Raw genomic sequence first — 26,613 nt, 5'->3', positions numbered from 1 at the left:
TTCTCTCCGATCACGCGCCTTGATCAACGGGCCGGAGCCCGGGCGCTGCTGGCAGTCCCGGTTCTATTTCTTCCCTTCGAGGGCTTTTTCAAGCCATCCGAGGACGGCGTCCTGCTCCTCGGCGGTAAAGATATGCGCCAGAGGTCAGGTTCGGGTCTCGGGGTTCTGCGGTGGAAGGAGCCGGGATCCCCGCGGCGGCTGCCGGCGTCAGAGGTTGGGCGCGATCCGCAGCTCGAGCGTCGCTGACGCGACGGGCCGGGTGTTGGGCGCGACCCCATAGCCGACCCGGACATGGAGGTCCGACCGGAAGCGGTCGGCCGGCGAGGTCAGCCGGGTTCGACCGACGAGTTCCGACACAAGGCCTGTGCTGATGTCTCCGCTGACGCCGTCCAGGTTCATGCTGGGAGCGAGCCGCAGCTCGGTGCTCCATGCCTGGAAGGAGAGATCGAGCGGAATGTCCATGATGCCACTCAGCGATTGCGAATAGGCACTCTGCCCGCTGTCGAGGAAGCCCGCCGTCGTCACGCCGACCGTGACGCCGAGGCGCTCCCAGTCCCGCCTCACGAAGGCCTCCCAGCTCGCCTTCGACGACAGGAGGCTCGTCTCGCCGCCACCACGGACCAGTTCCGTCCCGACCAGAAAATTATACCCCTGGAACGGCTGCATCTTGGCCCCGACCGCGCGATCGACATCCGTCGGCAGGAAGGCCTGCATGTCGGTGCGGGCGATGCCGCTGGCCCAGACCTGCGTGCGGTTCAACCGGGCCGGCGCGCGCGGCCGGGTCGCACGCTTGACCGCCAGATGATCGTCGAGCCAGGACGAGGTGAGGGTCCCGCTCCAGATCTCGACCTCGTTGGCCACGGCGACCGTCGTCATCGCGGGCGATGCCAGGAGAGGAGAAGCCAGAAGGAGCAAAGACGGAAGAAGCGAAACCGAGCGGCGAAGCAGCAAAATCATCAAAACAATCGGTGCAGCAATGGGGATCGAACAGGAGCGATACAGGCATTCGCGACGACGCTGGTTAACGCTGCGTTAAAGTTCTCTCAACCGCTGGATGTGTTGAATTTTACGCCAGAGGATCCTCACTATCAGCCGGGAGAATTGCGATTTGCGTTCAGTGACATGACGCGCGACGATGCCTCTATTCCCGGCCATCCCTGCAATGACGCACGACCGGTCACATCCACGTGATGGGTTTACTGTCCGCAGGATCCTGAAAGCAGAACGGCCGGGCTCGCGCCCGGCCGCCTCCCTATCCTGCTTGCGTGAGGATCAGCTCACGATGCGGTACTTCACGAAACCCTCCGGGGCGTCGCCCATCTTCTCGACCTTGATGCCGGCCGGCTGGTAGTTGGCGGCATTCGGACCGGTGGTAAAGGTCACGGTGACGCCCGCGGGCGCCGCGAGCGACCAGGAGCCGTCGGCTTTCGGGGCCACTTCCTTCTTCTCGACGATGTAGCGCATGATCGCGTCGCGGGTGAGGTCCGGCGCCTCGAACACGATGGTGGTGCCGTCCGCTCCGGGGAAGTTGCCGCCGCCGCCGGCGCGATAGTTGTTGGTCACCACGAGGAACTGCTGATCGTCCGTCACGGGCTTGCCGTTATAGGTCAGGTCCTTGATGCGGTGCGCATCGGCATTCACGACCTTGCCGTTGTCGTCGTAGCGCGATCCTTGAGTCGGATCGATCTTGTACTGCACGCCCGCGATCACGTCGAAATTGTAGGCCGGGAACTTTTGGTTGATGAGCTCCTGTTCGCCGCCCTTGGCCGGATCGATCTGGTTGTAGATGCCGGCCGAGCGCTCCAGCCATTCGCGCACCTGCGCGCCCGTGACCTTCACCACGCGGATCGTGTTCGGGTAGATGTAGATGTCCGCCATGTCCTTGATGGCGAGCGGGCCGGGCTTGATCTCGGTGAAGTAGTTGGGACCGCCGCGGCCGCCGGCCTTGAAGGGCGCCGCCGCCGAGAGGATCGGCAGGTCCTTGAAGGGCGAGGCCTTGAGCTGATCGGCCACGTACCAGGCTTGCGCCTCGGCAACGAGCTTCACGGAGGCGTCGTCCGACACGAGCGAGTAGTAGGAGTGGATCGGAACCGCCGTGGTGCCGACGGGCTCGCGCACGTATTTCAGGGTCGCGTCGTGGCCGGCCTGGGCGGCCGCCATGATGGCCGCGTCCGAATCGACCTTCGCGACGATCTTGCGGTCGACACGGTCGTAGATGGGACGCGCCTCGGTGCGGAAATTCGCCACCTTCCAGGCGTCGCCCTCCTTGGTGAGCTCGAGATCGACAAGGCCGAGATGGCTGCCCCAGAAGCCGGCCATGACGGCCGGCTTGCCGTGGAGCGTGCCGGCCTTCACGTCGACGCCGGGAATGTTGTTGAATTCCTTGCCGCCCGGGAACGTGAAATGCTGATGACCCGTGAGGATCACGTCGATGCCCTCGACCTTGGCGAGGTGCAGCGCGGCATTCTCCTCGCCGCCCTTGCGCTCGCCGCCGGCGATGCCCGAATGGCAGAGCGCCACGACGATGTCGGCGCCAGCCTTCTTGAGTTCCGGCACATACTTGGTGGCCGCATCGACGATGTCGATGGTGGTGGCCTCGCCGTCGAGATTGGCCTTGTCCCACTGCACGATCTGCGGCGGAACGAAGCCGATCACGCCGACCTTGAGCGTCTGCTTGGCGCCGGCTTCATCGACGAATTCGCGATCGAGGACGAGCCAGGGCTTGAGCAGGGTCTCGCCGTTCGCCTTGATGACGTTGGCGCAGACCAGCGGGAATTTTGCGGCGCCGAGCGAATTCTGAAGGAAGTCCAGGCCGTAATTGAACTCGTGGTTGCCCAGGGTGCCGCAATCGTAGTTGAGCTCGTTCATGGCGGCCACCATGGGATGCACGTCGCCCGGCTTCATGCCGCGGCGATAGGCGACGAAGTCGCCCAGCGGCGAGCCCTGGATCAGGTCGCCGTTGTCGAACAGCAGGCTGTTCTTGGCCTCGGCCCGGGCCCCTTTCACGAGCGTCGCGGTGCGCACCAGGCCCACCGTATCGTCGGCGGCATCGCGATAATAGTCGTATGGGAAGATGTTCACGTGGAGGTCGGTGGTCTCCATGACGCGGAGCTTCACGACCGGGCCGGCCGCGAAGGCGAACCGGGGCATGCCGGTAACGGCGGCGGCGGCGACGCCGGTCTGGAGGACGCGGCGGCGGGTGATGGATTGTGTCATGGTCTTCCCTTGGCGTGTCTTTTGGCGAATTGCATTCGCGTCTAGCCGAGAGAAGCACAGGTTTTATGACAGGATCAAGATAGCTGGCTAACGGGGCCGAAGAACGGGGACAAGGCAGCCCGACGCTGGCCCCGTGGCCCCGGCCTCGTGCTAGTGCCGGCCATGACGCGGGAGGACCGTCAGCCCCGCAGAGCCGTATCGAGATCCCGATACAGATCCTCCACGTCCTCGATGCCGGTGGAGAGGCGCAGGAGGTCCGGCGGGCACGGGGTGCCGGGACCTTCGATGGAGGCGCGGTGCTCGATCAGGCTCTCGACGCCGCCCAGCGACGTCGCGCGCTTCCACAGGCCCACGCGGGCGGCCGTGCGGATCGCCGCGGCCTCCCCGTCCGAGACCTGGATCGACAGCATGTAGCCGAAGCCGTTCTCCATCTGCCGGGCCGCGATGTCGTGGCCCGGATGCTGCGGCAGGCCGGGATAGAGCACGCGGGCAACCTTCGGGTGGCCTGAGAACCGCTGCGCCAGGTCGAGCGCGCTCCGCGCCTGGGCGGCCGCCCGGACGTGGAGCGTGCGCATGCCGCGCATCAGGAGGTAGGCCTCGAACGGCCCGAGGATAGCGCCCTGCATCTTGCGGACCGACGCGACCCGCGCCCAGAAAGCGTCGGCCTTGGCGCCCGCGAGCACGCCGGCCACCACGTCGGAATGGCCGTTCAGCACCTTGGTGGCCGCATGCATGACGATGTCGGCGCCGAGCGTCAGCGGCCTGGTATGATACGGCGAGGCCGTAGTCGAATCGACCGCGAGTCGGGCCCCGGCCGCATGGGCGATCGCGGCGGCGGCCGCGATGTCGGTGATGGTCCAGAGCGGGTTCGAGGGCGTCTCGATCCAGACCAGCTTGGTCTCGCCGGGCTTCACGGCTTGCTGCAGGGCATCGAGGTTGTCCGTCTCGACGAAATCGACCTTGAGGCCCCAGCGCACGGCCTCCGTCGTCAGCCAGCTGCGCAGCGCCCAGTACATGACCTTGGAGGCCACGATGTGATCGCCGGGATCGAGCGCCTGGAACACGGCGGTGGCGGCCGCCATGCCGGAGGAGAACAGCAGGGCGCCGGCCTCGGCCTCTTCCAGCATGGCCAGAACCTCTTCCGCCTCCCGGACCGTGGCATTGTCCGGCCGGCCGTAGACGAACCCGGAGGAGTAGGCGTTGTCCTCGTCGCGGATATAGGTGGTCGTCACGTGGATCGGCGGCACGATCGCTTTCGTGATCGGATCCACATGGCCCATGGCCTGAGCGGTCAGGCTGCGCTTCGACCATGGGGAACGCGATGGCGACATGAGGGAACCTCCGCAAGCGTGACAGGTTGCGTCACAGGGACAATGATGCGCACCTCATAGAGGGAATTCGAGCATGCATACAGACCAAACTGCGCCGGGCAGCCATGCAATGCCGCGGCTGCCGCGCTTCCTGGTGAGCGTGCTGCCGGTGGTCGCCGTGGCGGTCTCGGCAAGCCTCATCACGCAGCCGAACATCCCGGGCTGGTATGCGGCCCTGCAGAAGCCCGGCTTCACGCCGCCGAACTGGGCCTTCCCGGTCGCCTGGACCCTGCTCTACGCCCTGATGGCCTATGCGCTCTGGCGCATCCTCAGCCTTCCGGAGAACCGGCCCGGCCGCGGGGCGGCCATCGTGGCGTTCTTCGTGCAGCTGACCTTGAACGGGCTTTGGTCCTTCGCGTTCTTCGGCAGCAAGAGCCCGCTCGCGGGCCTCGTGGTCATCGCGGCCCTGATCGTGGCGATCCTGGCGACGATCCGCGCTTTCTGGAGGCTCGACCGCACGGCCGGCCTCCTCCTCCTGCCCTATCTCGCCTGGGTGGCCTATGCGACCCTGCTCAACGGGACGATCTGGCGGCTCAACGGCTGATCATTCCGGCTTGTCGAACAGGTCGGGGCTCTTGTCGAGGTGGTCGACCACGCCCACGAAGGGGAGCTGGCGGTAGGAATGGGCCACGTCCATGCCGTAGCCGACGACGAACACGTCCGGGCAGGTGAAGCCCACGTAATCCGGGTGGATCTGCACGGCGCGTTTGCCGGGCTTCTCCAGGAGCACCGCGGTCTTCACGCTCTTGGCGCCGCGGGCCATCAGCAGGTCCTTGGCGAAGGTCACCGTCCGGCCCGACTCGAGGATGTCGTCCACGAGCAGCACGTCGCGGCCGCGCACGTCGCTCTCCACGTCCCGCAGGATCGTCACGTTGCCGGTTGAGACGGTGCCGTCGAGATAGCTCGACAGGTGCACGAACTCGACCTGCGGGGCGAGACCGGAGCGGTGCAGGGCACGGATCAGGTCGGCGGCGAACATGAAGCTGCCCTTGAGCACGGCAACGACGAGCAGGTTCTGCGGCTTGGCGGCCGCGATCTCCTGGGCCAGCGCCTCGTTGCGCTTGGCGATCGTGTCTTCGTCGAAGAGAACCCGGATGCGGGGGGCAGTGCTCATCGTCATCAATCCAGCAAAGAATGGGAGGCCCTAGTGCTTTCCCCTTCACGACCATGCTTGGCCCGGGATGTCAAACGGACTCCATGGTTTTCGCGGGTGACGGGCGGGTTTTGCTGTCCTGTCCGGGATCGCCGGCACAGGGCAGGTGGTGACGCGGGAGGGGCTTCTTGAAGCACGATCCCCCTTCCCTCCTGCGGCAATGTCCCGCGAAACCCTCGCTTTGCGTCCAGGGCCCGCAAGTTTATGGCTTGCTAACCATACAGGGGCGATAAGAAGGCGAATCGCGGCCTTCGTCCGCCACAAGAACCGGCAACCTCCAAGGATGGCTAGAGCACGCGTGAGGGCGTTTCACCACGAGGACGACGATGAGAGCATGGTGGCGGCCGTGCATTTCGAGAATGTGGGCGTGCGCTACGGCATGGGGCCCGAGGTCCTGCGCGACCTGACCTTCTCCATCGAGCCGAACTCCTTCCAGTTCCTCACCGGCCCGTCGGGCGCCGGCAAGACGACCCTGCTTCGGCTCATCCTGATGTCGGTGAAGCCGACCCGCGGTCTGATCTCCCTGTTCGGCGAGGACGTCTCGCGGATCTCCAAGGACGAACTGACGTCGTTGCGTCGCCGGATGGGCGTGGTGTTCCAGGATTTCCGCCTCCTCGACCACCTGACCACCTACGAGAACGTGGCGCTGCCGCTGCGGGTGCAGGGCAAGGAGGAATCGAGCTACCGGGCGGAGGTCGTGGAACTCCTGCGCTGGGTGGGCCTGGGCGACCGGATGCACATGCTGCCGCCGGTGCTGTCGGGCGGCGAGAAGCAGCGCGCCGCCATCGCCCGCGCGCTGATCGTGCGCCCCGACCTGCTGCTCGCCGACGAGCCGACCGGCAACGTGGATCCGTCGCTCGCCCGACGCCTGCTGCGCCTGTTCATCGAGCTCAACCGGCTCGGAACCTCGGTGGTTATCGCGACCCACGACTTCAGCCTCATGGATCAGCTCGACGTGCGCCGCCTCGTGCTCGGCGACGGCCAGCTGCATATCGACGAGTGAAGCGGATGAGCGCCGCGTCCCAACCCCGCCCGAGGAAGGCAGCCGCGCCCGACGGGCAGAAGCGGTCTCTGCCCGCATCCTTGAGCCGGAACGCCCCACTCGTCCCAGTGGACTCGGCCGGCGGGCAGGCGCTCGCCGCCGTCATCGCCATCCTGACCTTTCTCGCCGCGCTCTGCGCCGGCGGCGCCGAACTGGTCTCGGCCTCCTCCGCCCAATGGCGCTCGGAGATCGCCCGGGAGGTCACGATCCAGATCCGCCCGAATCCGCAACGCGCGATCGACCAGGACGTGGACCGCGCCGTGGCGCTCGCCCGCCAGGCGCCGGGCGTGGAGCAGGCCCAGGCCTTCTCGAAGGAGGAATCGGAGCGCCTTCTCGAGCCGTGGCTCGGAACCGGCCTCGACTTCAAGGATCTGCCGGTTCCGCGCCTGATCGTGATCAAGATCAAGCAGGACGCGAAGCCCGATTTCGGACCCTTGCGGCAATCCCTGCAGCGGGAGGTGCCCGGCGCGTCCCTGGACGATCATGCCCTCTGGGTGTCCCGGCTCTCGACCATGGCCAACACGATCATCGGCGTCGGGGTCTTTCTCGTCGCCCTGGTGCTGGTGGCCGCGGGCCTTGCCGTGATCTTCGCCACGAGGGGCGCCATGGCGGGCAACCGGGAGGTCGTGGAGGTGCTCCATTTCGTGGGCGCGAACGACGACTTCATCGCCAGGGAGTTCCAGCGCCGCTTCTTCCGCCTGGGGTTGCGGGGCAGCGCCATCGGGGCGGCGGCGGCCCTGGTCCTCACCCTGACCCTGGGCTTCGTGACCCGCTCGTGGCGGGCCAGCCCCACGGGCGACCAGCTCGAAGCGCTCTTCGGCGCCTTTACCATCAGCTGGAGCGGCTACGCGGTGGTGGTCCTCATCGCGCTGCTCGTCGCCCTCATCACGGGCATCGTCTCGCGCTTGACGGTGAGACGTTTTCTTAATGAAAATGGTTGATGGTGACAGTTGACCCAAACCGAAGGGGTTGCCTCTCCATTGCCGCAATCTCCGTTAATGTCGTCCAGGATGACCTCGCGAACGCAGAGTTGGAGTGCGCCGGGCGCCATGGAGTCCACAGATGCCTTGGGCTGGGGCTGGACCATGTCGCCAACGGCTAAGCATCCTGTCCGACGCTCACCGGTGAACCGCCTGCTCGCCTTCGGGTTCTGGAGCTGCATCGCGGTCCTGGTCGCCGGCTTCCTCGGGTTCCTCGGATTCGTCTATCACCTCGACCGGTTCGAGCAGCCCCCCGAGACGCGGGCCGACGGGATCGTCGCCATGACGGGCGGCGCGCAGCGGATCGGCGATGCCATCGACCTGCTCGCCAAGGGCTATGCCAAGCGGCTCCTGATCTCCGGCGTCAACGAGAACACCAGCCGCGACCAGATCGCCCGCCTCAACCCGGGCCAGCGGCGGCTGTTCGACTGCTGCGTGGACCTCGACTACCGGGCCCGGAACACCATCGGCAACGCCATCGAGACCCGGCGCTGGGCCGAAGCGAACGGGTTCGACGCCATCATCGTGGTAACGTCGAACTACCATATGCCGCGCACCCTCGTGGAGCTCGACCACGCCCTGCCGAACCGCCAGAAGATCCCCTATCCGGTCGCGGCCACCATCGATCCGCACGAGTGGTGGCACAATCCGTCCGTGGCCCGGGTGATCTTCACCGAATACCTGAAGTTCCTGGCCGTCTGGGTCCGGACCCGGTTCGAGGGCGATCCGGAGCGCTCCTCGGTGGCGAGAATCATCAGCGGCGGAGCCCCCATCAAGGCGCAGATGCTCGCTGAGCCGCTCTGGCGCTAGAGCCCCGACGAAAAACCCTCTATGGTGCGCGGCCCGCGGAGCACCATGCTCCGCTTTTCGTTTTCCAAGAAGCCATGCTGATCGTCCGCTCCCTGCTGTTCAACGTCGCCTTCTACGCCAACCTGGTCCTGTGGCTGATCATCCTGATCCCGGGCGTCCTGGTGCCCCGCCGCATGTTCATGGAACTGGTCAAGATGTGGGGGCGGACCTCGATCTGGCTTCTGCGCGTGATCGCCGGAACCCGGGTCGTGATCACGGGCCGCGAGAAGATCCCGCCGGGCGGCGCCCTGGTGGCGGCCAAGCACCAGTCGTTCCTCGAGACCTTCGCCCTGGTGACGATCCTCGACGACCCGACCTACATCCTCAAGCGCGAGCTGATGTGGATCCCCTTCTTCGGCTGGTATCTGGCAAAGGCGCGCTGCGTGCCGGTCAACCGCAAGGCCGGCTCGCTCGCCCTGGTCCAGATGACCGCGCGCGCCAAGGACGAGGCCCAGCACGGCCGCCAGATCATCATCTTTCCCGAGGGCACCCGCCGCCCGCCGGGCGCTCCTCCGGCCTACAAGTACGGCGTGGCCCATCTCTACCAGAATCTCGGCTTTCCCTGCGTTCCGATCGGCATGAACTCGGGCCTCTATTGGCCGCGCCGCCAGTTCATCCGCCGCCCCGGGACGGTGCGGATCGAGGTTCAGGATCCGATCGCCCCCGGGCTGCCCCGGGAGGAGTTCTTCAGGCTCGTGCAGGAGCGGATCGAGACGTCGTCGAACCGGCTCCTGGAAGAAGGCCGCAAGGAACTCGGCCTCGGTCCCGCATCCGCCTCCGAGGCATCGCTGTCGAAGGTCTGACGAGGCCGCTGCGGAGCAGCCTTTTGCGAGTTCGGGACCAGGCCCTTGCGCCCTTCGATTCATGGCATTGTTCGTCTCTGAGATCCCCGGCACGGGACCGCTGCCGACAGAGGGGTGCGAAAGCGCACAAAATCGCGCAAACCCAAGCTCAGCCAAGCTTTCAGCAATCTTGACGACTCACGCGTCCGTTCTTACATATAAGAACATATGGCGAACAAACGAACCATATCCTGGAATGCGGCCATGCGGGATCTCCGCAACGACCGAATGCGGAGGGCTGGCGTGCGCGAGGAACGGCTACGGGCGACCGCAGGGCTTCGCTCCTCTTCCACTCTGAGTTCCTGGCGCGGCCGTTCGGGACGCCGCTACATCGTCGGCGTGCATCCGCTGAACGAGACGGAGCTTCTCGACGTCACCGACGCGGTGATCCTTGCCGTGAAGCGGGACTCCGCGGGCATTGGCATCGTGGTCGATGCCGCGATGGCCGCGTCCGATCCGAGCGAGCAGCCCCGGATACGATGGCTCGCCAAGGTCCGCGAGCGGGGCGCCACCGAACTCCACATCCATCGCCTCGCAGCCACCGAGGACGACCGCCGCGCGATCTTCGAGGACCTGCGCGAGAACGAGACTCAGGACTGCTGATCGAGCGCGTCCACGATTCGGTGCAGCAGCGGGTCGACCACGTGCATGCCGATCAGGTGGTCATAGGTGGAGCGGACGTAATCGGGATTGCGTCCGGAAATGCCCTGTCCCTGGCGCACGAGCCGCAAGACCTCCTCATCGGACAGCCGGCCCGCATATTGGCCGTGATTGCGGTCGACCACGTAGGCTAGCGCGCGAACCCGGCGCGCATCGGCCAGCCTGACGGGCAGATGCCTTTCGCGATAGACCGAGGTCACCTGCTCGCGCTCGCGCAGGTACCGGATCGTGGCCTCGGCCTCCTCCGGCGCGACGCGGAACGCCACCCCGTGGCAGCGCCCGCCCCGGTCGAGCCCCAGGACGAGGCCCGGATGCTCCGGCGTGCCGCGGTGAACATGGGAGAAGACGCAGAGCGACCGATGGTAGCCGTAGAGATGGGCGTGGACCCGCTCGAGATGAGGGAAGCCCGGCCGCCACATGAGCGAGCCGTAGCCGAAAACCCATAAATCCTCCGTGAGCTCCTTCATGTCACCCCGCCCGACGCTTGCCTGCATCCGGCGCTACCAGTAACCACACACCAGCACAACAGGAGATGACGCATGGATCAGGCCGCCCCGACGGGGAATGTTCGCCGCAGCCGGTTCTGGCTCTACACGCCCTTCGTTCTGCTGCTGCTCGTCGCCATCGCCTGGAGCGTCGCCTGGTTCGTGATCCGCGGACGCACCGCGGACGCGCTCGACGGCTGGATCGCCGCCGAGGCGCGCAGCGGGCGGCAATGGACCTGCGGCGACCGCACCATCGCCGGCTACCCATTCCGCATCGAAATCATCTGCGATACCCTCGATCTGAAGCGGGGCGCCGTCTCGGCCTCGTTCGGGCGCACCGAGGCGGTCGCGCAGGTCTACCAGCCCCGCCGGATCATCCTGGAGGTCGCCGGCCCGCTGCGGGTGACGGACGGCACGGTGACGGTCAACGGCCGCTGGGATCTGCTGCAGGCCAGCATCAACGCGTCCCAGACGGGCCTGCAGCGCCTGTCGCTCGCCGCCAACGCCCCTCAGGTGACGGTCACGGGCCTCGGCGCCGGCGAGATCGCCGGATCGGGCAAGCACCTGGAGCTTCACGTGCGCCCGAATCCCTCCCGGCGCGCGGAGCTCGCGGGCGATGTCGCGGCCTCGGTCACGGAGGCGCGGATCCCGATCCTCGATGCTCTCGTGGGCGGCCCCGAGGCCACCAACCTGAACGCGGACGTCACCGTGACCCAGGCGGACGGCTTCAAGGGCGGCACCATCGCCGAGGAGCTGGAGCTCTGGCGCAACGCCGGCGGAAAGCTCGACATCCTGATGCTCTCGGCCGCCAAGGGCCCGCGCCAGATCGAGACCAAGGGCGAGCTGCGCCTGGACGAGCAGCACCGGCCGGCCGGCCAGCTCACGGTCGCGGCGGCGGGCCTCGACGGGCTTCTCGGCAACCTGACCGGCGGGCGCGTCGGCGGCAACCTTCTCGGCATGCTGCTGGGCCAGGGGCCCCGGGCCAACGCCGCGCAGCCCAATGCCAAGCCCCAGCTCGCCTCCCTGCCGCCCCTGCGGCTCGAGAACGGCTTCCTGGCCATGGGCCCCTTCGTGATCCCGAACGTCAGGCTGCAGCCGCTGTATTGATGCGCTCCCGCCCCGTCACGGCCGGGCGGAGAACGAACTAACTCTTGTCCTCGCGCCGGCGGCCAAAATCCGGCTCCGGCGTTTCCTGGCCGGACGAGATGATGCCGCGGCGGATGGCGCGGGTGCGGGTGAAGAGGTCGAAGAGCTTGTCGCCCTCGCCCCACCGGATGGCGCGGGCGAGCAGCGCGATATCCTCGTTGAGGCGGCCCAGCATCTCCAGCACGGCTTCCCGGTTGTGCAGGAAGACGTCGCGCCACATGGTCGGGTCTGACGCCGCGATGCGCGTGAAGTCGCGGAAGCCGCCGGCCGAGAACTTGATCACCTCGCCCTGCGTGACGGTCTCGAGATCCGCCGCCGTGCCGACGATGTTGTAGGCGATCAGGTGCGGCACGTGGCTGGTGATGGCGAGAACCAAATCATGGTGCTGCGCCGTCATGACTTCCACGTTGGACCCCATGGCCTCCCAGAAGGCGCGCACGCGCCCAACGGCCGTCTCGTCGGTCCCCTCCGGGGGCGTGAGAATGCACCAGCGGTTGTGGAAGAGCGTGGCAAAGCCGGCATCGGGGCCGGAATGCTCCGTGCCGGCCACCGGATGCGCCGGAACGAAGGACACGCCGCCCGGCAGATGCGGCTGCACCTGCGCGATCACGGAGCCCTTCACGGAGCCCACGTCCGACACGATGCTGCCGGGCTTCAGGCCCGGCTTCATGACCTCGGCAACCTGGCCGCAGACCCCGACCGGCACGCACAGGATCACGAGATCCGCATCGCGCACGCCCGCCGCCGCATCGGCGGTCGCCTCGTCGGCGATCCCGAGCTCCCGGACGCGCTCGACCACGGCCTCGCTCGCATCGACCGCGACGATCGTGCGCGCCAGATTGAGATGCCGGGCCGCGCGGGCGATCGACGAGCCGATCAGCCCGAGGCCCACGAGGGCGACGCGCTCGAAGAGGGGCGTTTGACGGGGCGGGCCGAGTCGCTCAGGCATGGTGGCCACCCAGAAAATCGCGCAGCGCCGCCACCACGAGACCGTTCGCCTCCTCGCTGCCCACGGTCAGGCGCAGGGCATGGGGCAGGCCATAGGCGTCGATCCGGCGCAGGATCAGGCCGCGACCGGAGAGAAAAGCGTCGGCATCCTTCGCGGTCCGGCCCTCCTCCTGCGGAAAATGGATCAGCAGGAAGTTGCCGACGCTCGGCGTGACCTTCAGGCCCAGGGCCTCGATCTCCCGGGTAAGCCAGGCGAGCCAGCGCTCGTTGTGCTCGACGGCCGTCGCGACATGCGCCTCGTCCTGGATCGCCGCGATGCCGGCCGCCATGGCGGGGCCGCTGACGTTGAAGGGGCCGCGGATGCGGTTGACCGCGTCGGCGATATGGGCGGGCGCCACCATCCAGCCGAGGCGCAGGTTGGCGAGGCCGTAAATCTTCGAGAAGGTGCGCGTCATCACCACGTTGTCGGACGTGGCGACGAGCTCGAGGCCGGATTCGTAATCGTTGCGCCGGACATATTCCGCATAGGCCGCGTCGAGCACCAGCACCACGTGCGGCGGCAGTCCCGCGTGCAGGCGCTTGACCTCGTCGAACGGGATGTAGGTGCCGGTCGGGTTGTTGGGATTGGCCAGGAAGACGATCTTGGTCTTCTCCGTCACCCTTGCGAGGATCGCGTCCACGTCCGTGCGCAGATTCGTCTCCGGCGCCACCACGGGCGTGCCGCCGGCGGCCAGGATGGCGATCCGGTAGACCAGGAAGCCGTGCTCCGTGAAGATGCCCTCGTCGCCGGGCCCCACATAGGCATGGGTGATGAGCGCGAGCAGCTCGTCCGAGCCCGCCCCGCAGATGATCCGGTTCGGATCGAGCCCGTACCGGGCGGCGATCGCCTCCCGCAGCCGGGTCGACGCCCCGTCCGGATAGAGCTCGAGGTGTTCGAAGGTCCGGATCGCCTCCATGGCCTTGGGCGACGGGCCGAGCGGGGTCTCGTTCGAGGAGAGCTTATGGACCTTGGCAACCCCTGCGGCCTTGCTCTTGCCGGGCACGTAGGCGTCGATCTGCATGACGCCGGGGCGGGGTTGGGGACGGACGGGCATCGTGACTTCACTTCCTCGCGGTCGGTGGGTGAGACAGGCTCTAGCGCAGGTCGAATTTCATTTCACGTGGAAACGTTCGGCATGGCTGCCGATCTCGGCGAGCTGGGCGAGGCTCGCGCCGGCCTTGGTCAGGGCCTGGCGCAGCTGCGCGGGTTCGACGGCACCGGGCACCGCGATGAGCTCCGACAAGCCGTTGGTGTCGGCCGCGCTCGCCACCACCTCGCCGCCGAGCGCGATCAGGGCCTCGTTGGCGCCCCTGTGCCAGCGCTCGAACTGGGCCGCGTAGAGCACCACGTCGCGCACGGCCGCATCGGTCAGGGGCTTCGAGATGACGAAGACCGGGGTGCCGGCCGGATGGTCGGGCCGCTCGATGAAGGGCAGGCGCGCAATGATTTTCGGACGGCGCCGGTCGGCGAGCGTGCGCCACCAGGCGCCGCTCGTCGCCCCCTGGTCGAGCCGGAAGATGCCGAGATCGCCGCCGGATGCCGCAACCGCCTCGATCACCGCGGCGGCGCTCGGATGGGTCGCGTAGGGCACCGTGAAGCCGAAATGGAACCGTGCGGAATCGCGCATGGGGGCGTCCCCGCCCGAGATGTCCGCATGGACCGTGTAGCTGGACTGGACATAGGTGAAGGTGCCGATGATCACCCGCCAGATGCTCTCCACCGTGTCGAGCGGCAGCAGCCCCTGGTGGCGTTCGGCCAGGGCCTTCATCATCGAGGCCTCTCGGCCGGGACGGAAGGCCGACGCAAGGCCCGTCGCCGAGGCCTTCTTGGACGCGATCAGCCGGTCGATGATGGTGCCGCGCTCCATGAGCAGCCGGTGCATCGCCTCGTCGATGCGGTCGATCTCCTGGCGCAGCTCGGCGAGGGACGGGGCGGGCATCTCGGTCGGCATGGTCGGGATCCTTAAGGGTCGCCGCCCTTCTTTGACGGCTTTGTGCCCCCTTGTCATCACCGGACTTGTGCCGCTGCTTCCGCCGCTGTGGGGCATTGCGCCTATCAGATTAAGATGGCGGGTCTTGGCCTCCCTGCCACCCTCGGTCGTCATCACCGGGCTTGTCCCGGTGATCCCGCTTGTTTGAGGTGCGGCGCTCTTCCGGATCGGGATGGCCGGCACAGGGCCGGCCATGACGGGGCAGGGTCGGATAGACGGGTTTGTGATCTGTGGTGATGTCAAAGAGCAGCACCTGTGGGCCCGCAGCTTGCGCTGCGAGCCTTCAGGATGATCGAGGGTGGCGCGAGTGGCAGCCCGGCTCGATGTCTGAGGTGATAAGCGAGAGCCAAGCTGCTCGTCGCGCACGGTTCTTTTCAGGCGGACCAGCTGGGCAGAGCCCAAGGTCGGCCTCCTGCGCGCCCAGGGGTGCGAAGCCTGTCGCAGGACCGTGCCGGCTCCCACACTTGCGACGCCTCGCGAGCGCGCCCCTCGTCGGAACCGATCTGCCCAACGATATAGCTTAGCTTGCCCCGCCTGTCAAGAACAAAGATGGAACATCATCGCACCTACACCTGTCCACCACTCCCACGTCATCACCGGCCTTGTGCCGGTGATCCCGATCAGAAAGGCACGGCGGGGATGGCCGGGACAAGCCCGGCCATGACGTCGAGGATGTCAGGACAGGCGGAGGGTGCCAGCACGGGCGGAGGGTGGTCGGGACGGGCAGCGGCCTCAGAGCCCAGGGCATCGTCTGCGCGGGCGGACGAGGCGTCAAGTTCGTTGACGCGGCAGCCGCTCCGCAGTACCGATTGTTCGAAAGAACGAACCCTTCCGTTTTATGATGTCATTTGCTCCCCTGTCCTCCGAACCGCGAAGCCAGGTCGACGACCCGTCGAGCCTGGTCATGCGGTTTGGCGCACACGAGCCCCTGATGATGGATGCAGGGATAGCGCTCGCGCCGTGGCAGATCGCCTATCAGACCTACGGCACCCTCAACGCGGACAAATCGAACGCCGTGCTGATCTGCCATGCGCTGACCGGCGATCAGCACGTGGCGAACGACAATCCGGTGACGGGCAAGCCCGGCTGGTGGCTCACCATGGTCGGGCCCGGCAAGCCCGTGGACACGAACCGCTTCTTCGTGATCTGCGCCAACGTGATCGGCGGCTGCATGGGCACCACGGGCCCCGCCTCGACCGACCCGGCGGCGGGCCGGCCCTACGCGCTCGACTTTCCGGTCGTGACCATCCGGGACATGGTGCGCGCCCAGGCGGCGCTGATCGACAAGCTCGGCATCGAGAGCCTGTTCTGCGTCGTCGGCGGCTCCATGGGCGGCATGCAGGTGCTGCAATGGGCCGCGAGCTATTCCACCCGGGTCTTCGCCGCCCTTCCCATCGCGACGGCGGCCCGCCATTCCGCCCAGAACATCGCCTTCCACGAGGTCGGCCGCCAAGCCGTGATGGCTGATCCGGAATGGCGCGGCGGGCGCTACCTGATCGAAGGCACGCGGCCCTCGAAGGGCCTCGCCGTGGCCCGGATGGGCGCGCACATCACCTATCTGTCCGAGATGGCCCTGCACCGGAAGTTCGGCCGCAACTTCCAGGACCGCGCCGCCCCGACCTTCTCCTTCGACGCGGATTTCCAGATCGAGAGCTACCTGCGCTACCAGGGCATCTCCTTCGTCGAGCGCTTCGACGCCAATTCCTATCTCTACGTCACCCGGGCGATGGATTACTTCGACATCGCGGCGGAGCATGGCGGCTCCCTGGCCAAGGCCTTCAAGGGCTCGGCCACGCGCTTCTGCCTGATCTCCTTCACGTCCGACTGGCTGTTCCCCACCTCCGACTCGCGGGCCATCGTCCACGCCCTGAACGCCGCGGCGGCCTCCGTCGGCTTCGTCGAGGTGGAGAGCGACAAGGGCCACGATGCCTTCCTGCTCGAGGAGCCCGAGATGTTCGCCGCGGTCCGCGGCTTCATCGACGCGGCCGCCCGGGTGCGGGGGATCGCATGACCGTCTCGAGCCTTCCGGCGACCGACCTCGAGACCGGCCACCGGCTCGACTTCCTTCTGGTGGCCGACATGGTCGAGCCGGGCTCGCGCGTGCTCGACATCGGCTGCGGCGACGGCTCGCTCCTGGGGATCCTGCGCGACCGCCGGGGGGTCGACGGGCGCGGCATCGAGATCTCCCGCGAGGGCGTGAATGCGTGCCTGGCCAAGGGCCTGCCGGTGATCCAGGGCGATGCCGACACCGACCTCGCCGATTACCCGGACGATGCCTTCGACTACGTGATCCTCTCGCAGACCATCCAGGCCACGCGGCAGCCCCGGGTGGTGCTGGAGCATCTCCTGCGCATCGGCCGCCGGGCCATCGTGTCCTTCCCGAATTTCGGCCATTGGCGCGTGCGCTTCGATCTGGGATTCCGCGGCCGGATGCCCATGACCGAGAACCTGCCCTATTCCTGGTACGACACCCCCAACATCCATTTCTGCACCATCCGGGACTTCGTGGAACTGTGCCGGGAGGTCGGTGCCCAGATGGAGAAGGCCGTGGCCCTCAACGCGGGCGGCCAGCCGATCCGGGTGACCCTGCCCTGGTGGGCGTGGAACCTGCTCGGCGACCAGGGCGTGTTCCTGCTGAAGAGGCGGTGAAGCTCCAACGACGACACCCCACGTCATGGCCGGCCTCGTGCCGGCCATCCCGAAGAGAAGACCGGGGCGCTTCAGTCAATCGACATCATCGGCACAAGTCCGGTGATGACGAGGGGGAGAATGCTATCCCTCCCCGTCCGCCAGCGGGTGCAGATCGCGCACCATGCTCTTCAGGCGCTCGTCGAGCACGTGGGTGTAGATCTGCGTGGTCGAGATGTCGGAATGGCCCAGAAGCTCCTGCACAACGCGCAAATCGGCCCCGTTCTGAAGCAGGTGGCTGGCGAAGGCGTGGCGGAGCACGTGCGGGCTGACCCTGTCGGCCCTGAGGCCCGCCGCCCCGGCCAGGGCCTTCAGGTCACGGGCGAAGGCCTGGCGGGTGAGATGGCCGCTCTCGCTGTCGGCCGGGAACAGCCAGGGGCCAGCGGCCTTCGTCCGCTCCTCCAGCAGAGCGAGATAGGCGCGCGCCGCATCCCGGGCTGCCTCGGTCAGCGGAACGAGCCGTTCCTTGGCGCCCTTGCCGCGCACCACGAGGAAGCGGTCCCGGGTCCTGGCGGCGCTGCGCGGCAGCGCGACGAGTTCGGAGACGCGCAGACCCGTGGCGTAGAGCAGTTCCAGCAGGCAGGCCATGCGGGCCGCGCGAAGGCACTCGGCCGGCGTGGCCTCCGGGTGCTGGATGCCCTCATAGGCGACCTGCAGCAGGCGATCGACCTCGGTGACCGAGAGAACCTTCGGGAGCACCCGGCCGCGCTTGGGTGCCGAAACGGCGGCGGTCGGGTCGGCCGGGGCATAGCCTTCCACGTAGAGGAACTTGTGGAACTGGCGCACCGCCGAGAGCCTGCGGGCGGCCGACGAGGCCTTCAGGCCGCGCTCCTCCAGGCTGGCCATGAAGCCCCGGACGGTGGAGGCGCTCGCGGTATCGGGCTGGCCGCCGGTCTCCTTCAGATAGGCGAGGTAGTCGTCGAGATCGCGCCGGTAGGCCTCGAGCGTGTTCTTGGAGGCGCCCCGCTCGGCGGCCAGCATATCGAGGAAGAGGCTCGCGTGGCGCGCGCCGCTCATGAGGACGAGGGCGTGCGGCTGGTGGGCACCGGGACCGTGATTTCGCGCGGATCGGGGTCGACGAAGGTCGCGAGCGCAAACATGGCCGCGAAGCCAAGGCCTGCGAGAATGGCGACAACGAGGAGGAACCGGAACAGGGTGGGCACGTGAGCCTCTTGATACGTTGAACCGCTAGAACCATGCCAGGGCCGCGAAGGCAAGTCCCTCACTTCGGTTAAGTTTGCCAGGGAAAGGGGAATAACGCCCTTGTGACAGGCCGCCGCGCCCGTGCTAGGACTGGAGCCATGAACAATATCAGCCGCTTCAATTCGCTCGATGAAGTCGGCGGGCAAGACCAGTCAAGCCGGCGCGGCCATCCGATCAGCCGCCAGCTCGGCACGCGATCGCTCGTGCTCGTCGGGCTCATGGGCGCCGGAAAGAGCACGGTGGGCCGCAGGCTCGCACAGACGCTCAAGCTGCCGTTCCGCGACGCCGATCACGAGATCGAGGCCGCGGCCGGCATGACGATTCCCGAGATCTTCGCCATCCACGGCGAAGCCCATTTCCGCGACGGCGAGCGCCGCGTCATCGCCCGCCTCCTGCAGGAGGGGCCGATCGTGCTCGCCACGGGCGGAGGCGCCTTCATGAACGAGGAGACCCGCCACCGCATCGCCGAGCACGGGATCTCGCTCTGGCTCAAGGCCGATCTCGACATCCTCATGCGCCGGGTCCGCAAGCGGGCGACCCGCCCGCTCCTGCAGAACCCGGACCCGGAGGGCACCATGCGCCGCCTGATGGAGCTGCGCTACCCGGTCTATGCCACGGCGAACGTGACCATCGACTCCCACGAGGCCCCGCACGACCGGGTCGTCGCCGACGTCATCAAGGCGCTGAGCGAGTGGTTCGCCCGTGAAAAGCAGGGAAACATCGAACCATGACGCGTCCCGCCTCCCGGAGGGACGATCCGTCCTTCATCACGGTGCCGGTCCCGCTCGGCGACCGGGCCTATGACATCCTGGTCGGGCGCGGGGTGGTCGAGACGGCCGGATCGCGCATCGCGTCCCTCGGCGCCCGCGCGGCCGCCATCGTGACGGACGAGCATGTGGGACCGCTCTATGCCGCGCCTCTGGCCGGAGCCCTGGAAGCCCAGGGATTGCGTGCGTCCGTGATCACCCTTCCGCCCGGCGAGGCCACCAAGTCCTATGCCAACCTGGAACAGGTCTGCGACGCGGTGCTGGCCGCCAGGATCGAGCGCGGCGATCTCGTGGTGGCGCTCGGCGGCGGCGTGATCGGGGATCTCGCGGGCTTCGCGGCCGCGGTGGTGCGCCGGGGCGTGCGCTTCGTCCAGGTGCCGACCACCCTGCTCTCCCAGGTCGATTCCTCGGTCGGCGGCAAGACCGGCATCAATTCCCGCCACGGCAAGAACCTCGTCGGCGCCTTCCACCAGCCGAGCCTGGTCCTGGCCGACACGGCGCTGCTCGACACGCTGCCCCTGCGCGAGATGCGCGCGGGCTACGCGGAGGTGGCCAAGTACGGCCTCATCGACGACGAGCGCTTCTTCGCCTGGTGCGAGGCGAACTGGCAGAGCATCTTCGCCGGCGGGCCCGAGCGGGACGAGGCCGTGGCGCAGAGCTGCCGCGCCAAGGCCGCCGTGGTGGTGCGCGACGAGCACGAGAACGGCGACCGCGCGCTGCTCAATCTCGGCCACACCTTCGGCCATGCGCTCGAGCGGATCACCCGGTACGATTCGGCCCGTCTCGTCCATGGGGAGGGCGTCGCCATCGGCCTGTGTCTGGCGTTCCGCTTCTCGGCCGCGCTCGGCCTGTGCCCCGAGAAGGATGCCGAGCGCGTCGAAGCGCATCTGTCGGCCGCTGGACTTCCCACCCGCCTCTCCCATGTTCCCGGGGGCTGCGGCACGGTCGACGCGCTTCTCGACGCCATGGCCCAGGACAAGAAGGTGAAGGGCGGCGCCCTGACCTTCATCCTGGCCCGGGGCATCGGGCAGAGCTTCATCGCTCCCGGCATCGGGGCCGACAAGGTCCGCAGCTTTCTGGACAGCGAACTCGAACCGTCACGGTCATGATCGAAGACTCCTCCGGCGATCTCTGGTTTGCGGCCCTGGTCGTCGTCTTCTGCCTTCTGCTCTCGGCCTTCTTCTCGGCCGGTGAGACGGCGTTTACCGGCGCATCGCGCTCGCGCATGCTGGTCCTGGAGAAGGGCGGCGACCGGCGCGCCAAGCTGGTGAACCGCCTGCTCGAGATGCGAGAGCGCTTCATCGGCACGGTGCTGATCGGCAACAACATCGTCAATATCGGCGTTTCGGCCTTCGCCACCAGCGTGCTCGTGGCGATCTTCGGCCAGGAGGGCGCGATCTACGCCACGGTCATCATGTCGGTCCTGGTGATCGTCTTCGCCGAGGTGCTGCCGAAGACCGTCGCGATCTCCTCACCCGAGACCGTGTCGCTCGCCCTCTCGCGGCCCATGACCTGGGCGGTGGCGTTTCTGGGGCCGCTCGCAATCGCCATCGAGGGGATCGTGCGGCTCATGCTGCGCCCCTTCGGCATCCGGATCGGGGCGAACACGCCGATCCTCTCGGCCAGCGAGGAGATCCGCGGACAGGTCGCCCTGCTGCACAAGGAGGGCGGCGTCGCCAAGGTGGAGCGCGACATGCTGGGCGGCCTCCTCGACCTCGAGGACCTGACGGTCTCGGAGGTGATGGTCCACCGCACCAAGATGCGCACCATCAATGCGGATCTCTCGTCCGAGGAGATCGTGCGCGAGGTGCTGTCCTCGCCCTATACCCGCATGCCGCTCTGGCGCGAGAGCCAGGAGAACATCGTCGGCGTGCTCCATGCCAAGGACCTGCTGCGGGCCCTCGATGCGGTGGGCGGCGATGCGGGCAGGCTCAAGGTCGAGGCGATCGCGCTGGAAACCTGGTTCGTGCCCGACACCACGTCGCTGCGCGACCAACTGAAGGCTTTCCTCGCCAAGAAGACCCACTTCGCCCTCGTGGTCGACGAATACGGCGAGGTGATGGGCCTCGTGACCCTTGAAGACATCCTCGAGGAGATCGTCGGCGACATCAAGGACGAGCACGATCTCTCGGTCCAGGGCGTGCGCCCCCAGCCGAACGGCTCGGTCAATGTCGACGGATCCGTGCCGATCCGCGACCTCAACCGAGCCATGGACTGGAACCTGCCGGACCAGGAGGCCACCACCATCGCGGGCCTCGTCATCCACGAGGCGCAGACCATTCCCGACACGGGCCAGATCTTCACCTTCCACGGCTGCCGCTTCCAGGTGCTGCGCAAGTCGCGCAACCGGATCATGGCGCTCAGGATCACGCCGCTCACGACGGTCCGCGCCAGGGCGGAGTAGAATTGACCCGGTGAAACCTTCCCGTCATGACCGGGCTCGTGCCGGTGACGACGGGAGCGGATCGGAGAAGCGTTCGATCGACTAACCCGTCAGAAATTCCACCAGCGCCGCGTTGACGGCTTCCGGTTCCTCGTGCTGGACCCAGTGGGTGGCGGTCTCGATCCAGCGAATGTCGCCCGACCGGCACAGGGCGAGGCTCGCCTCCGCCAATCCTCTTTCGAGAAACCGATCGCGTGCGCCCCAGATGACGAGCGTCGGTGAACGGACCGTGGGATCCTTCATGTCCGGCCGGAACGGGAGCGCCCGGTACCAGTTCAGCATGGTGGTGAGCGCCCCGGGCCGGGACCAGGCTTTCACGTAATGCGCCATGTCCTCCTCCGAGAACGTGCCGGGACGGCTCGTGCGCAGGAGGGCATCCTTAAGGCTGCGATGGCCATTGGCCGAGAGCATGGCCTCGGGCAAACGCGGGATCTGGAAGAACCCCACATAGAGGCTTCTCAGCATCTGGCTCGGATGCGAGCGGATGTAGGATCCGGCGACGCTCGGATGGGGCGCGTTGAGAACCGCGAGCTTCGCGATGCGGTCCGGATACCGCGAGGCCGTCCACCAGGCGACGAGCCCGCCCCAGTCGTGGCCGACCACGGAAAACGTCCTGCGCCCGAGCGCATCGGCCAGCCCGACCACATCCTTCGCCAGGACGTCGAGATCGTAAGCGCGCCGTCCGTCGGGCTTGTCGCTGAGATTGTACCCGCGCTGATCCGGCGCGAGCACGCGGAACCCGGCCTCCGCGAGCGAGGCGATCTGATAGCTCCACCCCCACCAGAACTCGGGAAAGCCGTGGAGCAGGATCACGAGCGGCCCGTCCTCGGGCCCTGCCTCCACGGCATGGAGCGTCACGCCCTCGACCCGATGGCGGATGCCCGTCGTCTCGGGATCGAAGCTCCGGGTCATGCGTGCGCCGATACCTTCACGCGCTTCGGCGGCGGCTCCTCGGAGGCCATGAACTGCGCCCGGGCGAGTTCGGCGAACCGGCCGCCCTTCGCCACGAGGTCGTCGAAGGTGCCGGTCTCGATGACGCGGCCCTGATCGAACACGAGGATGCGGTTGGCGTTGCGGATGGTGGCGAGGCGATGGGCGATCACGAAGGTGGTGCGTCCCTTCATCACCTCGTCGAGGGCGAGCTGCAGCTTGCGTTCGGTGGCGGCATCGAGCGCGCTCGTCGCCTCGTCGAGGATGAGGATCGGCGGGTTCTTCAGGAGCGCGCGGGCGATCGACAGGCGCTGGCGCTCGCCGCCGGACAGCGAGCGTCCGCGCTCGCCGATGACGGTGTCGAGCCCCTCCGCCTGGCGTGAGATGAACTCGATGGCCTGCGCGCGCTCCAGGGCCTCGATCATCTCCTGGTCGGTCGCGTCGGGCCGCCCGACCTGCAGGTTCTCGCGGATTGTGCGGGCGAACAGCATCGGCTCCTGGAACACCACGCCGATGTTGCGGCGCAGGGACGAGAGCGTGACGTCGCGGATGTCGAGCTCGTCGATGCGGATCGAGCCTGATTGCGGATCGAAGGCCCGGTGCAGCAGCCCGAGCGTCGTCGACTTGCCCGATCCGGTGGCGCCGACCAGTGCCACGTTCTCGCCGGCGCTCACCGTGAACGACACGTCCTGCACGGCGGAGCGCTTGCCGTCGTAGGAGAAGCTGACATTGTCGAAGACCACGTCGCCCCGATAGCGCTCCACGTGCCTGGCGTTGACGCGATCGTGCACGACCGGGGCGGTGTCCAGGATCTCGAAGAATTCCTGCAGCTTGGGCGCCTGCATGAAGAGCTGGTTGATGAAGCTCACCGCCTGCTCGAGCCGGCCGATCAGCATGGTGGCCATGCTCATGAACATGACGACCTCGCCGATAGTCGCCAAGCCGTTCAGATGCAGCCAGGTGCCCAGAAGAAAGATCGCCGTGACGGTGATCGTCGCGGAGGCCCGGGATGCCACGGAGGCGAGCGCCCACCAGGACAGCACCGGATTCTGCGCCTGGAGCAGTTGCTGGATGATGGTCCGCAGGGAACGGCTCTCGGCCTCGACGCGGGTGAAGGACTGGATCACCGGCACGTTGCCGAGCGCGTCCGAGGCATGCTCGGCGAGGCTCGAATGATAGCGTTCCACGGAGCCCTGCAGGGTCTCCGTCTTGCGGAGCACGATGGCGGTGAGAAACGTGAAAACCGCCACGAGCCCGACGAGAAGCAGGCCCAGGCGCCAGTTCAGGAACACGGTGAGCGGCAGAAGGACCACGAGGGCGATGAGAGCCGACAGATGCTCGCGGAAGAAGCCGAGCCAGAGCCACGACATGGCGCCCGAGCCTTCCAGCATGACCTTCAGCACGCGGCCCGAATGGGTCGAGGTGTGGAAGGCGAGCGGCAGTTCGAGCACGTGCTCGAAGTAATTCGCCACGACGGCGAGCCGCCGCCGATGCGCCAGCCGGTCCGCATGCAGCGCCACCAGGGCGCCGGCCCCGATGGAGAACAACCCGAACGCCACCCAGGCGAGGATGAGGGGCATCAAGGCCCCGAAGGTCACCGGGGTTCCGTTCGCCGCCTGGGCCCGGGTGAGCACGTCGATGATGCGCCCGAACAGGATGGGCTCCGCGAAAGCCGAGATCGCAAGGGCGATGTTGGCCAAGGCCAGCAGGGCGCCGATCCTGATATCGGACCCGAGCTCGCCCAGAACACGGATATAAAGCCTGATCAGCCGCATGGAGATTTACCCGCGAACATGACGAAGGGCACTCCGCCTCCCATCAAGATTTGATCCCGTCCAGATTTGCGCACTTCACACCGCTTGGAAAGTCGAGACCTTCCCGTCTGTTCCACATCATGCCCTGCTCCTCGCCGGCTTCAGGCTCCGGCGGAAGCGCCCGATCCATTTCGGCCCGCTCTTCGAGTGAGAGCCTTCATTCTGCCGTGACCGCGGCCGGGCCAGGAGAATGGCGCCTTCCTTGGTCTTGCGGATATGGAGGGTGCGGGTGTGGAACTCCTCGAGACCGGGCCGGTGTCCGATCGACAGGACGCTCGCGCCGTTCAGTTCGTTCTCGAACAGGGCCAGCATCGACGCCTGGTTCTCCTCGTCGAGGGCCGAGGTCGCCTCGTCCATGAACACCCACCGGGGTTTGTGCAGCAGCACCCGGGCGAAGGCCACCCGCTGCTGCTGGCCCAGCGACAGGCTCCGGTCCCAGCGCTCGTGCCTGTCCAGCATCGTGACGAACTCGCCCAGGCCGCAGCGCTCGAGGGCCTTGCGCACCTCCTCATCCTCGAACGTCTCCGGCGAGGCCGGATAGCTGATGGCGGCCCTGAGCGATCCCAGAGGCAGATAGGGCCGCTGCGGCAGGAACATCATCTCCTCCGGCTTGGGGATGCGGATGCGGCCCGAGCCCCAGGGCCAGAGGCCCGAGATGGCGCGGAACAGCGTGCTCTTGCCGGCGCCCGATTCACCCATGATCAGCACTCGCTCGCCGGGCTGGATCTCGGCCGTCGCATCCTCGATCAGGATGCTGCCGTCGTTGAGCGCGATCGAGACGGCCTCGAAGCTCAGCCAGCCCTTGGGATGGGGACCGATTTCGATCTTGCGGCTCTCGGCCGTGACCTCGTCGAGATCCACGGCGGCCTGCCTGAACGTCGCGACGCGCAGGACGGCGGAGCGCCAATCGGCGATCTTCGGGAAGTTGTCGACGAAATAGCGCAGGGCCGACTGCACCTGATTGAAGGCGCCGACCACCATCATCATCTCGCCGAAGGACAGGCGACCCGCGAAATAGTCCGGCGCGGCCGCGAGAATCGGCACCACGATGGCGAGCCAGCCGTAGCCCGAGGTGATCCAGGTCAGGCGCGCGAGGCCGCCGGAGAGGCGCCGCGACGCCTTGAGGACCGCCTCGACGAACTCGTCGAGGTTGCGGCGCTCGTCCGGCTCGCCATTGTAGAGGGCGACGCTCTCGGCGCTCTCGTTCACGCGCACGAGCGCGAAGCGCAGCTCGGCCTCGCGGGCGTAGCGCAAGGTGTTGAGGCGGATCATCGGACGTCCGACGAGCCAGGTCAGCCCAGACCCGATCCCGGCATAGCCGACCGCGACCCAGACCATGTAGCCGGGAATCGTGATCTCGCGGCCGCTGAGCGTGAAGCTCACCGGACCCGACAGCGCCCAGAGAACGCCGATGAAGCTGACCAGCAGCAGGAAGGCCTGCAGCATGCCGACCCCGAGCTCGGTCGAGAGTTCGGAGAAGAGGCGGCAATCCTCCTGCATCCGCTGGTCCGGCTGGGCGCTGTTCTCGCCCATGAAACCCATCTGGTAGGCGCGGTTCGGCAGGAGCCAGATGTCGAGCAGCACCTGCGTCAGCCGCTGGCGAAGCCGGATCTTGAGTCGCTCCTGCAGCCAGGTCTGCGCCACCACGAGGGCCAGAAGGACCGCCACGATGACGAGGAAGACCAGGAGCTGATGGAAGAAGGTAGCCGAATCGCGTTTCTCGACGGCGTCGAAGAAGGCGCCGTTCCACTCGTTGAGCCGCACCTGGCCGAACATGTTGCCGACCAGGATGACGAGAATGGCCGCGCCCAGCCGCAGCATGGGCCAGCCCTTGCCGCTCCGGAGCATGTCGCGAAACAAAAGAAACAGCTCTCGGATGATGCTCGGGGCGATTTCGTGCGCATGGGGCGGCTCGGGAGGATGCGCCGCCGCGGTGGCGGCCTCCTTCGCCAGGGTGACGCCTTGGCCGGGACCGACCTCCTGATCGCTCCCCACCGCTGGCGGCGGAGGCAGCTGCTTGCCCAGTTTAGGGTCGAAATCCGGCATC

Annotated in this window: 25 protein-coding genes; 12 read left to right on the top strand and 13 right to left on the bottom strand. The window is 67.3% G+C overall.

All coding sequences use genetic code 11. From position 1 onward, the window contains the following. Positions 1-207 precede the first annotated feature (207 nt). From HPT29_RS02875 to HPT29_RS02865, 3 genes are all read right to left on the bottom strand, one after another. Positions 208-876: a hypothetical protein gene (locus HPT29_RS02875; protein ID WP_173949891.1), complete on the bottom strand. Its 669-nt coding sequence runs from the start codon at positions 874-876 to the stop codon at positions 208-210. 396 nt (positions 877-1,272) lie between these two features. Next, positions 1,273-3,216, bottom strand: a complete 1,944-nt coding sequence (locus HPT29_RS02870; protein ID WP_173949890.1) for a bifunctional 2',3'-cyclic-nucleotide 2'-phosphodiesterase/3'-nucleotidase — start codon at positions 3,214-3,216, stop codon at positions 1,273-1,275. Between the two features lie 179 nt (positions 3,217-3,395). Then, a complete protein-coding gene (locus HPT29_RS02865) occupies positions 3,396-4,547 on the bottom strand; it encodes a trans-sulfuration enzyme family protein (protein WP_173949889.1) in 1,152 nt (383 codons plus the stop codon). Positions 4,548-4,620: 73 nt separating this feature from the next. On the opposite strand from HPT29_RS02865, the gene HPT29_RS02860 reads away from it, so the two are divergent. Further along, positions 4,621-5,130, top strand: a complete 510-nt coding sequence (locus HPT29_RS02860) for a TspO/MBR family protein (RefSeq protein ID WP_173949888.1) — start codon at positions 4,621-4,623, stop codon at positions 5,128-5,130. On the opposite strand, the gene hpt is transcribed toward HPT29_RS02860, so the two are convergent. Beyond that, positions 5,131-5,700, bottom strand: coding sequence for a hypoxanthine phosphoribosyltransferase (hpt, locus tag HPT29_RS02855; protein WP_173949887.1), 570 nt, complete (start codon positions 5,698-5,700; stop codon positions 5,131-5,133). Positions 5,701-6,073: 373 nt separating this feature from the next. Here hpt and ftsE point away from each other — a divergent pair, with 373 nt between their 5' ends. From ftsE to HPT29_RS02830, 5 genes are all read left to right on the top strand, one after another. Next, positions 6,074-6,742: a cell division ATP-binding protein FtsE gene (ftsE, locus tag HPT29_RS02850; RefSeq protein ID WP_173950210.1), complete on the top strand. Its 669-nt coding sequence runs from the start codon at positions 6,074-6,076 to the stop codon at positions 6,740-6,742. Between the two features lie 5 nt (positions 6,743-6,747). Next, positions 6,748-7,722 (top strand): cell division protein FtsX, encoded by a 975-nt coding sequence (locus HPT29_RS02845; RefSeq protein WP_173949886.1) that lies wholly within the window; start codon positions 6,748-6,750, stop codon positions 7,720-7,722. A 144-nt stretch (positions 7,723-7,866) separates the two neighbouring features. Next, positions 7,867-8,571, top strand: a complete 705-nt coding sequence (locus tag HPT29_RS02840) for a YdcF family protein (protein WP_247654531.1) — start codon at positions 7,867-7,869, stop codon at positions 8,569-8,571. A 74-nt stretch (positions 8,572-8,645) separates the two neighbouring features. Further along, positions 8,646-9,413 (top strand): lysophospholipid acyltransferase family protein, encoded by a 768-nt coding sequence (locus HPT29_RS02835; protein ID WP_173949884.1) that lies wholly within the window; start codon positions 8,646-8,648, stop codon positions 9,411-9,413. Positions 9,414-9,656: 243 nt separating this feature from the next. After that, positions 9,657-10,055 (top strand): hypothetical protein, encoded by a 399-nt coding sequence (locus HPT29_RS02830; RefSeq protein WP_259060439.1) that lies wholly within the window; start codon positions 9,657-9,659, stop codon positions 10,053-10,055. Here the strand turns inward: HPT29_RS02830 and HPT29_RS02825 are convergent. Continuing rightward, positions 10,043-10,579, bottom strand: a complete 537-nt coding sequence (locus tag HPT29_RS02825; RefSeq protein ID WP_247654529.1) for a gamma-glutamylcyclotransferase — start codon at positions 10,577-10,579, stop codon at positions 10,043-10,045. The genes HPT29_RS02830 and HPT29_RS02825 overlap by 13 nt on opposite strands. A 72-nt stretch (positions 10,580-10,651) precedes the next feature. Between HPT29_RS02825 and HPT29_RS02820 the strand changes: the two genes are divergently transcribed. Further along, on the top strand, positions 10,652-11,704 hold the full coding sequence (locus HPT29_RS02820; protein ID WP_173949881.1) for a DUF2125 domain-containing protein: 1,053 nt from the start codon (positions 10,652-10,654) through the stop codon (positions 11,702-11,704). 37 nt (positions 11,705-11,741) lie between these two features. Here the strand turns inward: HPT29_RS02820 and HPT29_RS02815 are convergent, their stop codons facing one another. From HPT29_RS02815 to HPT29_RS02805, 3 genes are read right to left on the bottom strand one after another with little or no spacing between them, the layout of a single operon-like run. After that, entirely contained in the window at positions 11,742-12,692 is a 951-nt protein-coding gene (locus HPT29_RS02815; protein ID WP_173949880.1) for a prephenate/arogenate dehydrogenase family protein, read from the bottom strand. Continuing rightward, entirely contained in the window at positions 12,685-13,785 is a 1,101-nt protein-coding gene (gene hisC, locus HPT29_RS02810) for a histidinol-phosphate transaminase (RefSeq protein ID WP_173949879.1), read from the bottom strand. Before hisC ends, HPT29_RS02815 begins: the two co-directional genes overlap by 8 nt. A 57-nt stretch (positions 13,786-13,842) precedes the next feature. Next, on the bottom strand, positions 13,843-14,682 hold the full coding sequence (locus HPT29_RS02805; protein WP_173949878.1) for a chorismate mutase: 840 nt from the start codon (positions 14,680-14,682) through the stop codon (positions 13,843-13,845). Between the two features lie 877 nt (positions 14,683-15,559). On the opposite strand from HPT29_RS02805, the gene metX reads away from it, so the two are divergent. Together metX and metW are read left to right on the top strand one after the other, a co-directional pair. After that, positions 15,560-16,732: a homoserine O-acetyltransferase MetX gene (metX, locus tag HPT29_RS02800; protein ID WP_432807273.1), complete on the top strand. Its 1,173-nt coding sequence runs from the start codon at positions 15,560-15,562 to the stop codon at positions 16,730-16,732. After that, entirely contained in the window at positions 16,729-17,370 is a 642-nt protein-coding gene (metW, locus tag HPT29_RS02795) for a methionine biosynthesis protein MetW (RefSeq protein WP_173948157.1), read from the top strand. Before metX ends, metW begins: the two co-directional genes overlap by 4 nt. A 123-nt stretch (positions 17,371-17,493) precedes the next feature. Here metW and xerD read toward each other — a convergent pair whose 3' ends face one another. Continuing rightward, positions 17,494-18,426: a site-specific tyrosine recombinase XerD gene (xerD, locus tag HPT29_RS02790; RefSeq protein ID WP_173948156.1), complete on the bottom strand. Its 933-nt coding sequence runs from the start codon at positions 18,424-18,426 to the stop codon at positions 17,494-17,496. After that, entirely contained in the window at positions 18,423-18,572 is a 150-nt protein-coding gene (locus HPT29_RS02785; RefSeq protein WP_036354334.1) for a hypothetical protein, read from the bottom strand. The genes xerD and HPT29_RS02785 overlap by 4 nt, the downstream gene beginning before the upstream one ends. Positions 18,573-18,710: 138 nt before the next feature. On the opposite strand from HPT29_RS02785, the gene HPT29_RS02780 reads away from it, so the two are divergent. From HPT29_RS02780 to HPT29_RS02770, 3 genes are read left to right on the top strand one after another with little or no spacing between them, the layout of a single operon-like run. Beyond that, positions 18,711-19,343, top strand: a complete 633-nt coding sequence (locus HPT29_RS02780; RefSeq protein ID WP_173948155.1) for a shikimate kinase — start codon at positions 18,711-18,713, stop codon at positions 19,341-19,343. Beyond that, complete coding sequence (gene aroB / locus HPT29_RS02775; RefSeq protein WP_173948154.1) at positions 19,340-20,488, top strand: 3-dehydroquinate synthase; 1,149 nt, start codon at positions 19,340-19,342, stop codon at positions 20,486-20,488. Before HPT29_RS02780 ends, aroB begins: the two co-directional genes overlap by 4 nt. After that, positions 20,485-21,783, top strand: coding sequence for an HlyC/CorC family transporter (locus HPT29_RS02770; RefSeq protein ID WP_173948153.1), 1,299 nt, complete (start codon positions 20,485-20,487; stop codon positions 21,781-21,783). Before aroB ends, HPT29_RS02770 begins: the two co-directional genes overlap by 4 nt. 81 nt (positions 21,784-21,864) lie before the next feature. Here HPT29_RS02770 and HPT29_RS02765 read toward each other — a convergent pair whose 3' ends face one another. The 3 genes from HPT29_RS02765 to HPT29_RS02755 form a co-directional block, all read right to left on the bottom strand. Continuing rightward, a complete protein-coding gene (locus HPT29_RS02765; RefSeq protein ID WP_173948152.1) occupies positions 21,865-22,734 on the bottom strand; it encodes an alpha/beta fold hydrolase in 870 nt (289 codons plus the stop codon). Continuing rightward, the gene (locus tag HPT29_RS02760) at positions 22,731-24,527 is read right to left on the bottom strand and encodes a glucan ABC transporter ATP-binding protein/ permease (RefSeq protein ID WP_173948151.1); all 1,797 of its coding nucleotides are present in this window, start codon (positions 24,525-24,527) and stop codon (positions 22,731-22,733) included. Before HPT29_RS02760 ends, HPT29_RS02765 begins: the two co-directional genes overlap by 4 nt. 117 nt (positions 24,528-24,644) lie before the next feature. Then, entirely contained in the window at positions 24,645-26,612 is a 1,968-nt protein-coding gene (locus HPT29_RS02755) for an ABC transporter ATP-binding protein/permease (RefSeq protein ID WP_173948150.1), read from the bottom strand. Position 26,613 lies beyond the last annotated feature (1 nt).

Origin of the sequence: Microvirga terrae (assembly GCF_013307435.2) — a bacterium.
GTDB lineage: Bacteria > Pseudomonadota > Alphaproteobacteria > Rhizobiales > Beijerinckiaceae > Microvirga > Microvirga terrae.
The sequence above is the reverse complement of the archived record's forward strand: the minus strand, read 5'-3'. Positions and strand labels throughout refer to the sequence as shown.

Excerpts from the sequence above, each read along its gene's own strand:
- HPT29_RS02875 (WP_173949891.1), bottom strand. The coding sequence starts at position 876 with ATGACGACGGTCGCCGTGGCCAACGAGGTCGAGATCTGGAGCGGGACC.
- HPT29_RS02870 (WP_173949890.1), bottom strand. The coding sequence starts at position 3,216 with ATGACACAATCCATCACCCGCCGCCGCGTCCTCCAGACCGGCGTCGCC.
- HPT29_RS02865 (WP_173949889.1), bottom strand. The coding sequence starts at position 4,547 with ATGTCGCCATCGCGTTCCCCATGGTCGAAGCGCAGCCTGACCGCTCAG.
- HPT29_RS02860 (WP_173949888.1), top strand. The coding sequence starts at position 4,621 with ATGCATACAGACCAAACTGCGCCGGGCAGCCATGCAATGCCGCGGCTG.
- hpt (WP_173949887.1), bottom strand. The coding sequence starts at position 5,700 with ATGAGCACTGCCCCCCGCATCCGGGTTCTCTTCGACGAAGACACGATC.
- ftsE (WP_173950210.1), top strand. The coding sequence starts at position 6,074 with ATGGTGGCGGCCGTGCATTTCGAGAATGTGGGCGTGCGCTACGGCATG.
- HPT29_RS02845 (WP_173949886.1), top strand. The coding sequence starts at position 6,748 with ATGAGCGCCGCGTCCCAACCCCGCCCGAGGAAGGCAGCCGCGCCCGAC.
- HPT29_RS02840 (WP_247654531.1), top strand. The coding sequence starts at position 7,867 with ATGTCGCCAACGGCTAAGCATCCTGTCCGACGCTCACCGGTGAACCGC.
- HPT29_RS02835 (WP_173949884.1), top strand. The coding sequence starts at position 8,646 with ATGCTGATCGTCCGCTCCCTGCTGTTCAACGTCGCCTTCTACGCCAAC.
- HPT29_RS02830 (WP_259060439.1), top strand. The coding sequence starts at position 9,657 with ATGCGGGATCTCCGCAACGACCGAATGCGGAGGGCTGGCGTGCGCGAG.
- HPT29_RS02825 (WP_247654529.1), bottom strand. The coding sequence starts at position 10,579 with ATGAAGGAGCTCACGGAGGATTTATGGGTTTTCGGCTACGGCTCGCTC.
- HPT29_RS02820 (WP_173949881.1), top strand. The coding sequence starts at position 10,652 with ATGGATCAGGCCGCCCCGACGGGGAATGTTCGCCGCAGCCGGTTCTGG.
- HPT29_RS02815 (WP_173949880.1), bottom strand. The coding sequence starts at position 12,692 with ATGCCTGAGCGACTCGGCCCGCCCCGTCAAACGCCCCTCTTCGAGCGC.
- hisC (WP_173949879.1), bottom strand. The coding sequence starts at position 13,785 with ATGCCCGTCCGTCCCCAACCCCGCCCCGGCGTCATGCAGATCGACGCC.
- HPT29_RS02805 (WP_173949878.1), bottom strand. The coding sequence starts at position 14,682 with ATGCCGACCGAGATGCCCGCCCCGTCCCTCGCCGAGCTGCGCCAGGAG.
- metX (WP_432807273.1), top strand. The coding sequence starts at position 15,560 with ATGATGTCATTTGCTCCCCTGTCCTCCGAACCGCGAAGCCAGGTCGAC.
- metW (WP_173948157.1), top strand. The coding sequence starts at position 16,729 with ATGACCGTCTCGAGCCTTCCGGCGACCGACCTCGAGACCGGCCACCGG.
- xerD (WP_173948156.1), bottom strand. The coding sequence starts at position 18,426 with ATGAGCGGCGCGCGCCACGCGAGCCTCTTCCTCGATATGCTGGCCGCC.
- HPT29_RS02780 (WP_173948155.1), top strand. The coding sequence starts at position 18,711 with ATGAACAATATCAGCCGCTTCAATTCGCTCGATGAAGTCGGCGGGCAA.
- aroB (WP_173948154.1), top strand. The coding sequence starts at position 19,340 with ATGACGCGTCCCGCCTCCCGGAGGGACGATCCGTCCTTCATCACGGTG.
- HPT29_RS02770 (WP_173948153.1), top strand. The coding sequence starts at position 20,485 with ATGATCGAAGACTCCTCCGGCGATCTCTGGTTTGCGGCCCTGGTCGTC.
- HPT29_RS02765 (WP_173948152.1), bottom strand. The coding sequence starts at position 22,734 with ATGACCCGGAGCTTCGATCCCGAGACGACGGGCATCCGCCATCGGGTC.
- HPT29_RS02760 (WP_173948151.1), bottom strand. The coding sequence starts at position 24,527 with ATGCGGCTGATCAGGCTTTATATCCGTGTTCTGGGCGAGCTCGGGTCC.
- HPT29_RS02755 (WP_173948150.1), bottom strand. The coding sequence starts at position 26,612 with ATGCCGGATTTCGACCCTAAACTGGGCAAGCAGCTGCCTCCGCCGCCA.